Below are 9127 nucleotides of genomic sequence, written 5' to 3'. Positions count from 1 at the left end.
AGCCGAACCCCGAGAGTGCTCTCGGCGCGACGGACCGCCTTTCCGGTGAGCGGTGGTCCGGTCCACCGCGAGGGCGCCGACTCGAACGGGGACACCATCGAACCACCACCTCCACGACCACGGGCCACTGGTCGCGGGCGTCCACGAAACTCGGCCGGCGCCATCCCCCTCTCACCCTCCCAGCGCTTGGCGGATGAGCCGCTGCTGGAAGGCGATCGTCTCCAGGCATGTGGCGTTCGCGCGCTCAGCTTCCACGCTCCACTCCGGCACACCCTCCCGGTCGAGGAGCCCTTCGTAACAGAAGGAGAAGACACCGTAGAGGACCTCACTCGTCAGCCCCGCGGGCGCATCGGCACAGGCCAGGAGAGCGGACAGCAGGTGCGAGGTGCCCGGCTCGTCCGCCAGATCCATGACATCGCCGTACTCGTCGAGCATCTCCTCGGAGAGCACGATCTTGTCGCGGCCGGCCGACACCGCTTCCCTGCCGGCGGTGAGTCCGCGGTCCAGGTAGTCGGTGATCTCCGCGGCCTCGATCCGGCCCATCGCGGCGCGGGTCCGTTCCAGCACCGCCATCGCCAGATTCAGCCGCTGCGGCGGCGCAATCTGCTGCAACTCGTCCCGCAGCGGCTGCATTTCCTGGTCCCAGAGAAGCAACCTGGCCCTCCGTCCGTCAGCTGCTGGTCCGACAGCCGCTTGATGATCCGGGCACGGGGCGCCGACACCCTTGCCGAGACCAGACCCACTCTCTCACCGACCAGCCGCAGCTCGGCACCCGGACTCCAGCGCCGCCGGTACGCGTACAGCAGGTACAGGCGCTGCTCGCAGCGCAACGAGGCCGGACCCAAATGCGGGTCCGGCCTCGTGCCTTCCGAGTTCGTCAAGCCAGATATTTCTCAGGGAATTACCAGAACTCTGGCTTCTCCCACTGGCAGCAGGTAGGCCGCTGCCCACCAGACAAACAGAACTCCTTGACCGCTCGACGCACTAGATCGATGGGAATCTCCGAATCTGGCGGGAACTCGGTCACATGACTCACGCACGAGTAACGAACCTCGGCACGCCCCTCTCGCCGCCCGACCGTTGTCCAATTTCCGCTGGAATCCATGAACTCAAGAACGCCGACCTGAAGGCCCTGATCAGCACCCACCAACAGCTCATGGTCGGGAGTCCCGGAAGGTAGAGGTGACCGCTCCAGAGAATGCAGCTCTGCTAGATTCTGCTGGGCCGGCCCCGCCAACAGGGCATCGATGAGCTCGTCCACATCCTCTGGCGTAGCAAGCAACTCACGCTTGTCGCCATGCTGTGGGCGATAGTACGCCTCCACCCGGAACTGCCTCAACGACGTCCTCCGTACGGCCGGCTAGTCCAGCCGCCGTTCCCGTCCGGCCAGTGCGCGCGTGTTCCGTCCTAGAAGATGCACGCTCTGAACCTATGACTCTCTGAAATCCTTGTCATATGCCTAGAACTTCAACCACCTACGCGCGGCGCCTGGTTTGGGCACCGCACCTAGCCTGAAGGAGTAATTTCCTGCGGCGTCCTGACTCCAGAGCCACAACTCTCCGTAATTCTTACCCATAGCGTTCATGTACCTTCGCAGCCGCCGAGTCCCTGCCTTTACCCCGGAGGCCGTGTCCGGCTTCAATTCGACCGGATACCCGTTACGGGTGAACTCATCGGGAATGCTCTTCGGATCAGCTACTCCTCCCGGATAGAAACCCAACGAGTTCAGGTACGAGGCCCAGTCCGAAAAATGGTGAACACTTTGTCCAGCCTACGCTGCTGGGGAAATTACCGCCGCCAAGAACCGCAGCCGGACTCTCACCAATCCACCATTCGGGAGGACTGATGGCAGAACCTACATGTCCAACCACTCCCAATCAACGGGAATGCGCGCCGCCATCATCTTCCGCGCGTCCGGCGTCTGACCCATTGCCCAGACCGAGTTATTACCCTCCTCGCGAACCAGCACGTCGCCGTCGCCGTACCACCCTATTCGCGGTCCGCTCGGCTTGGGCAAGTACACATGGGTCGGTATGTCAAGCGGCTTGAAGTGGCGGGAAATGGACCGGTAACGCGCCTCCTCCAAGTAGCAGTACACCGTGTGCACGGACCCGCTGAACATGCTCTCGCCCATCACCGCCTCTAGCAGGAACGCTGAGAGCGGCTGGCCGTAGTCGCGCCACCGGGCCGCACTGCCGTTGTACAGATCCTTCCATTTCACTTCGAAGTCCGGACCATCACCATACGGAACGCCCCACAGCGCTCCCCCCTGGTTCTCCTCGCGCACAACCAGGATGTCCGGTCCGTCCAGGTAGAACTCATCAGGCCTCAGCACCGGGTCCTGCAACCGCAAGGCGTCCTGCCGCTTCCCCAACAATCCCTGGAATTCGCGAAGGAGGGGCGGGATCGAGAATCCAAGAGCCTCCTCGGCAGCTGCCAGCTCGGCAGCCGAGAAGCCATCCTCGGCCTCGACCCCACCCATCCACTCGTCCATGAAGGCGCGGCACAACTCAAGCGTCCGCCGCGGATCCCACGAGCCGGTTGTGATGGCCTCAATGAAACTCACCCTGGTGTCGACTCTTCATTCGAGGGTTCGGGTTGGATCCCCACGTCAGCGTGCGGTACCTGTCGGTTGCCCGCGTGTATGTCCCGACGTAGCCATTGAGCCACTTTCATCGTGATCAGGGGCGCGTGAGCAGGCATGCGGCGGCGTCTCGTTGCTCCAGATAGGACGAAACTCCCGGTAGGACAGCAGTCGACCAAGACGCACCGCCCAGCACGGGAACTTCGTTGCTGACCTATCCTGCCAGCATCCCGCTGTCCACGCGCAGCCTGACCCGCCTGAGCGAGCTGATCCGCGACCGACGCCGCACGCTCGGCGGCCGGTGGCGCAGGCTGCCCACGCAGCAGCTGGCCGTGGCCCACCTACGCAACGGCGACACCCTCACCCGCCTCGCCACCGGCTTTGAGGTGTCGGTCACCACCGTGTGGCGCTACCTACGCGAGCCCGTCGACCTGCTCTGCGCCGACAACCAACACGGCGATGCGCCGGGCCGCCCTACTGGCGTACGTTGATCCTCGACGGCACACTGATCCCGATCGACCGGGTCGCCGACCAGCGACCCTACTACTCCGGCAAGCACAAGGGCCACGGCGTGAACGTCCAGGTTCTGGCCGACGCCGCCGGGCGGCTGGTCTGGGCGTCGGCCGCCCTGCCCGGCTCGGTGCACGACCTGACCGCGGCCCGGACTCACGGCCCGATCGAGGCGCTGACCAGCAATAACGTGCTGACCTTCGCGGACAAGGGCTACCAAGGCGCCTGCGGCAGCGTCTGGGCCCCGTTCAAACGCCGCCGCACCCGCCTGTCCTGCCGAGGCCACCCCGATCGTGCAGGCCATCTTCGTCCTCCAAGCCGCCGAAGACGCCCGCTACCCACGATGAAAGTGGCTCGCAGCTCGGCCCGCAACCGTTGCAGCCGCCCAGCCGCTACGGCGGCTCGGCCAAGAGCGGTGAGGCGCCCCCCCAGGAACAGCGGGAGGCGCCTCGCATACCTGAACGGACCGTCCCCAACTCCAGAGGATCATGCCCGGCCGGTTACTCCGCCATAGGTTTCCACTCAACAGGAAATCAGGCCTCGCAGCTCATCAACGGTCACTATCAGGCGGCCACCAATCCACATCCTCAATTGAAAAATCTCCTATGGAAACGTCATGAACGAAAGTCTTCCAAAAAGAACCGCGCAACCTGTACGTTCCTGGGTCAATTGCCGAAAGCACTTGTTCCAGCCGTTTGGCGACCGCCAAAAACTTGGCATTACCGTCGCCGGAAGAATAGTAGGGGAAGTTTCCCTCCGTTACCGCCAAGCACTGGGCAAACAGCTCCAGGCTGGCATTAACCGGGGAGGCATCATTGAACCCTTCGGCACCAAACAGGATTCGGCCTTGCTCGATGTCGAGGAGAAACAGCTCGCCCTCGTCATAGGCTCCCAGCACTACACAGACATGACCACTACGCACCTCCATCGGGTGGCCGGTCGGGCCGGCCGCCTGGAAAAGTAGCGATCGACGGGGGAGGCCCTCCTCCACGAGGAACGCGCGCGCGCCCTCGTGGAGGAGAACCCCAGCCTGGTCCGGAGACCATCGCACGTAATCAGGCATGCAGCCCTGGCACCCCGGATCTGAAGAGCGAAGCGACTGCAGAGTTGCGAGCCGCAGTTGAAGCGTCAGCCAAGGCTGTCCCTGACTTGTCCCAAGCCCAACTCCATGTCTGTCTCACATGAGACAGGCTACTCCTACCCAGCCATTTCGGTCCGGAGCACCTGTTCCGGCAGGGCTGGAACTCGCTGTACACGTGCCGAATGTCAGCGTCCGGAATGCCGCGGCGACCCGCCTCCTCAAGGAGGTTCTGCTCCGCATGCTTCCTCCCCTTCGACCTCATTGCGAAGGTATCCAGAATCTCGTTGCCGTCGGCATCGACCCCCTTCTTGTAGGTCAATGCACCATAGTTGTTTCCCTTGTTATTGTCAGCGAGCCTTTGCTTCTGGACCTCAACGCTCTCACGAGTGCTTCCGTACGGAACCTCGTTGTCGACCGGGCAGGCGTCGTTGTGGGCGAGTACTGGGGTTTCGCCGGCGAGGACGTAGTAGGTGTGCTGTCCGTCGACGGTGAAGTTGTGTACTCGCTGGACATGGGTCTCGTGCCGGATGGCAGCGATCTGGACCCACGTGCCCGACGACGTCTGGAGCCAGGCGCCGACCTTCAACTGGCCGGCGGTCACCCAGACCCCGGAGTCCGGCAGCCAGAACCGGTGACCGTCCGTGGCCACGATGGTGCTGGTCTTGTCACCGGACTTGCCGTCGGTGTCCACGACGATGGTGACCAGCTTCTTGACCCCGTCACCCCGGATCAGCTGGGTGACCGGGCGGCCCTGCTGGTCCCCCGACTCGACATCGGAGGCGAGGACCCGGTCGCCGACCTTCACGTCCTCGATCGCCTTGGTCGAACCATCGGCCAATAGCACCTTGGTTCCCGGCACGAAGCTGTTGCACGGCGCCCGGCTCGGCGCCGCCTTGCTGGCGTCGGTGGCGCCTTCCACGCCCTTCTCGATGCTCTTGGCGTTCTCGGCCGCCTTCTCGATGTCGCGGGCGGTGTCGATGCCGTCGGCGATCTTCTTACCCGTCTTGGCCAGCTTCGCCGCGGCCACCGCGTTACCCGCAAGCGGGATCGCCGAGGCCAGGGACAGAGCGGCGTCGACGTAGTTGCCCTCGGCCGCGTACCAGATGCCGTTCGCGACGTCGGCGACCTCACCGATCACCGGCACCATCCCGGCGACGTCCAAAGCGGCGTGGCCGATGTCCGACCACGACATCCCGAACAGGTGCCCGTCCAACTCCACGAAGCTGATCGGGTTCCCACCGGCGAACGCATACCGGTTACCCGTGAACGGATCCATCGCCAGGGCCATGTCCGCCATCGCCCCGCCGTAGGCGTCCCGCGTCAGGAACCGGTTCAACCCCGGATCGTAGTTACGGAACCCCATGTCGTACGTGCCCGAGTTGGCATCCCACCGTGAGGCGTTGAACCGGAACGCGTTGTACGGCTCCTCACCCTCGGGCTGCGCACCCGGCTTGTCCACACCCGTGAACTGCGACTCGTCGTCCTTGCCGTACGCCGTGTACCCGTACGTCGCCCGGGTCTTACCGTCCTCCTTCGTGATCCCGATGACGTCACCACGCGGCCGGTAGATGAACTGCGAGTACTCCCGCGAGCCGTCGTCCTTGTGCTTGATCTGGGTCAACTGCTGACCCCACGGCGCGTACTGGTAGGACTTGGTCGCCTTGCCCGCGACCTCCTCCCGCAGCACCTGGTTGTCCATCCCCAGGTAGGTGAAGACCGTCGTCTTACCGGCCGCCGTCTGCGACACCGTCCGGTCGAACGGGTCGTACACGTAGGTCGTCGACTTCGCCGTCGAGCCGATACCCGCGGTGGTCTTCGCCGTCCGGTCGAAGCCGTCGTAGTAGTACTTCTGCGCCCGCTGACCACCGATCGACACCGTGTCGAGGCGACCGAGCGGATCGTAGTTGTACGTCGACGTCACACCCGCCGTGGTGGTCGAGTGCAGCCGGTTCCGGTCGAACTTGCTGGTAGACGTGACGCCCTCGATGGTCTGCGCCACCGTGTTGCCGTTGGCGTCGTAGGTGTAGGTCTCCGTCGAGGTGCTGTCGCCGGTCTTGTCCAGCTTGGCGATCCGGTCCTGCGGGTCGTAGCTGAAAACGTACGTGTTGTCGATGTAGTCCGACGAGTTGTCGGCGTTCATCAACTTCAGCACGTCCCGCGAGGGGTGCCCGTTGGCCTGGTACTGCAGGTTGTGCTCCGCGACGGTGGCCCCGCCGGAGGTCTTCTCCAGCTGGTGCTTGGTGGCGCCGTCGAGGTAGTACTCGAAGTCCACGGTGTTGCCGTTGGGCTTGGTCTGCTTGAGCATCTGCCCGCGGGCGGTGTACGTGAACGTCGAGATCTGCTGGTTACCGGCCGTCGGCGAGTCGGCGTTGGTCACCTTGGCGACCATGTCCCGCTCGTCGTACTCGATCTTGGACCAGGTGAGGTCGTGGGTCGAGGTGAGCGGGTTGCCGTTGTCGTCGTAGGTCAGCGCCGTGGTGTTCTTCAACGTCGACCCGGCGTACTCCTTGACCGAGTCGATCTGGTTGAGCTGGTCGTAAGCGATGTCGTACCGGTCGATCTTCGCGCCCGGGCTGAGGTCCTTGACCTCGACCATCATCCCGTTCGGGTTGTACCGGTAGGTGAACTCCTTCTTCTCGTTGTCGACGTCGGCGGAGTTGTCCCGCACCAGCTTGACCGCGTCGGCGAGCACCTTGCCCGTCGCCTGGTCGGTGAGGGTGATCTTCTGGACGCCGTCCTCGGTGAACGGGTAGCTGCCCAGGCTGATCCAGGTGCCGGTGTTCTGCGTCTGGTTCACCGTCTTGACGACGCTGCCGCCGTCGTGGGTGATGGTGAACTTCGCGTCCGTCGCCGCGCCGCTGACCTGCGGGTACTGGACGAACACCTCGTAGGTGCCGTCGCGCGGGATGGTCAACTGCCAGTTGAACTGCGCCGACCCGCTGCCCGCCGGAGCCGTGGCCACGTCGTAGCCGTAGTTGCCGGTGGCGCCGCCGTTGGTCCAGGTGCCCTGGGTGGCGACGTTCTGCGAGTCGGAGTTGTCGACCAGGACGACGTCCTTGCCGACCGGCAGGCCGTCCTCCGAGCGTCCCTTCTCGTTGCCGGACTGGTAGTAGTCCCAGGTCATCGTCCGCGAGACCGACCCGCCGGCCGAGGTCAGCGTGTTCTTGGTCTGCTGGCCCAGGTCGTTGTAGTCGTACGAGTTGACGATGTCCCAGGGGTCGGTGGACGTCTTCGTCCAGCCGTTGTCGTAGTAGTCGTACTTGGTGATGTTGCGGACCGACTGCCCGTCCGACGGGGGCGCGCTGACCTGGGCCAGGTTGCCGACCTCGTCGTAGGTGTAGAAGGTCTTGTCCGGCGTGTTGTACCGGCTGTCGTCCTTGTCGTAGGACGACCACTCCTCCTTCTTGCGGTTGAGCGCGTCGTAGACGGTCACCACGGAGAAGTCGTCGGCGTCGTCGGTGGTGTCCACGCCGCGTGGCGTGATCACCTTGGTGGCGTTGCCGACCTGGTCGTACTCGTACCTGGTGGTGCGGTAGGTGATGGTGCCGGCGCCATCCTTGTCGTGCGGCACCTTCGACTCGACGAGCGCGCCGCGGGCGTCGTACGTGGCCAGCGACTCGTTGCCCTCCGCGTCGGTGGTGCCGAGGGTCAGGCCGTCCTTGTCGTAGCGCGCGGTGGTGAACTCGCCGATCGCGTCGGTGGTCTGCACGACCCGGTGGTTCAGGTCGTACTCGTACTGCGTGGTGTAGTCGTCCGCCGCGCTGGCGGTCTTCTTCGCGTCGTAGAGGACCTTGACGTTGCCGACGTTGTCGTACTCGGAGACCACCTTCTGGCCGAGGCCGTTGGTGACCTCGATCGGCTGGTAGATCGCGTCGTACTTGGTGGTGGTCGTGTAGTCGCCCACCGTCGAGGTCAGGTTGCCCTGCGGCTCGGTGACGGTGAGGACGTTGCCGACCTTGTCGTAGGTGGTGGTGGTCTTGCGCTCCGGGTCGGTCGGCTCGTCCTTCGGGGCGAGCGTCTCGACGACCTGGTCCGCCTTGTCGTAGACGGAGGTCGACGCCGCACCGTTGGCCGCGTACGCCGTGGTGATGTTGTCGTTGGCGTCGTACACCGGGGCCGGGGTGGTGATGAAGCGGTTGTTGGCCGCGTCCAGCGGCTCCACCTTGGTGGTGGGCCGGCCGAACACGTCGTACTCCTGGGTCACCTTGGCGTGCTTGCCGTTCTGGACCTCGGTGACGTTGCCCCGGTCGTCGTAGGTGAAGGTCGACGTACCGTTGCCCGCGTCGGTGATGAGCGTCGGGTAACCGCTGTCGTGGAACAGGTCGTACTTCGTGGTGTTGCCGTTGGCGTCCTTGACGGCGGTGAGCTGGCCCCACTCGTCGTAGGTGTTGGTGCTCGTGTAGTCGCCGGCGGTCGCCGTGGTGTTGCCGACCGGGTCGGTGACGGTCGCGATGTCGCCCTCACCGGTGTAGGTGAAGGTCCACTTCCGTCCCTCCGGGCTGGTCTTGCTGGTCATCTCGGCCACGTAGCCGTTGAGCGAGCGCTGGTAGGTCAGCGCCGTCCCCGGCCAGCCGTTCTTGACCGCCTCGGCGTCCTTGATCTCGGTCGGGTAGCCGGTCTTCGGGTCGAACGCCCAGGTGGAGACGGCGCCGTTGGCCTCCTCGAGGCGGATGACGTTGTGGTCGTCGTCCCAACCGGTCTTGGTGACCTCGTTGTTCGCGTTGGTGATCTGGTACGCCCGGCCGTAGCCGTCCAGCTGGTACTGGGTGGCGTGGTTCTCGGCGTCGGTGACCGTGGCGTCGATGTTGTTGCCCTGCGGGCCGTCCGGGTCGACGTAGTCGAACTGGGTCAGGTAGCCGAGCCGGTCGGTGTAGGACTTGGTGGTCCAGTGCAGCTTCGGGTCGTCGCCGGCCTGCGGGTAGTTGTAGACCAGGCTGGTCGGGTTGCCCCGC

6 protein-coding genes and 1 pseudogene are annotated in these 9127 nt (G+C 64.6%); 1 reads left to right on the top strand and 6 read right to left on the bottom strand.

What is annotated here, in order from left to right; all coding sequences use genetic code 11:
- Positions 1 to 171: 171 nt before the first annotated feature.
- From ACL02O_RS32630 to ACL02O_RS32615, 4 genes are all read right to left on the bottom strand, one after another.
- Positions 172 to 654, bottom strand: a complete 483-nt coding sequence (locus tag ACL02O_RS32630; RefSeq protein ID WP_412822035.1) for a hypothetical protein — start codon at positions 652 to 654, stop codon at positions 172 to 174.
- A 247-nt stretch (positions 655 to 901) separates the two neighbouring features.
- Positions 902 to 1324 (bottom strand): Imm1 family immunity protein, encoded by a 423-nt coding sequence (locus ACL02O_RS32625; protein WP_412822034.1) that lies wholly within the window; start codon positions 1322 to 1324, stop codon positions 902 to 904.
- Between the two features lie 135 nt (positions 1325 to 1459).
- Entirely contained in the window at positions 1460 to 1642 is a 183-nt protein-coding gene (locus ACL02O_RS32620; protein ID WP_412822036.1) for a hypothetical protein, read from the bottom strand.
- 213 nt (positions 1643 to 1855) lie between these two features.
- Positions 1856 to 2566: a hypothetical protein gene (locus ACL02O_RS32615; RefSeq protein ID WP_412822033.1), complete on the bottom strand. Its 711-nt coding sequence runs from the start codon at positions 2564 to 2566 to the stop codon at positions 1856 to 1858.
- Positions 2567 to 2790: 224 nt separating this feature from the next.
- On the opposite strand from ACL02O_RS32615, the pseudogene ACL02O_RS32610 reads away from it, so the two are divergent.
- Positions 2791 to 3494 (top strand): annotated as a pseudogene (locus ACL02O_RS32610) (transposase family protein); the annotation flags it as partial.
- A 150-nt stretch (positions 3495 to 3644) separates the two neighbouring features.
- Here the strand turns inward: ACL02O_RS32610 and ACL02O_RS32605 are convergent.
- On the bottom strand, positions 3645 to 4157 hold the full coding sequence (locus tag ACL02O_RS32605; protein ID WP_412822032.1) for an SUKH-4 family immunity protein: 513 nt from the start codon (positions 4155 to 4157) through the stop codon (positions 3645 to 3647).
- Positions 4150 to 9127, bottom strand: a 4978-nt coding sequence (locus ACL02O_RS32600) for a golvesin C-terminal-like domain-containing protein (RefSeq protein WP_412822031.1), incomplete at its 5' end; no start/stop codon positions are given. The genes ACL02O_RS32600 and ACL02O_RS32605, both read right to left, overlap by 8 nt.

Source organism: Micromonospora mangrovicola (assembly GCF_047200535.1).
Classification (GTDB): domain Bacteria; phylum Actinomycetota; class Actinomycetes; order Mycobacteriales; family Micromonosporaceae; genus Micromonospora.
Note: the sequence above shows the minus strand (reverse complement) of the source record. Positions and strands in the feature narration are given on the sequence as shown.

What these genes read in the sequence shown, in the direction of transcription:
- ACL02O_RS32605 (WP_412822032.1), bottom strand. Translation starts at nt 4,157, where the DNA reads ATGCCTGATTACGTGCGATGGTCTCCGGACCAGGCTGGGGTTCTCCTC.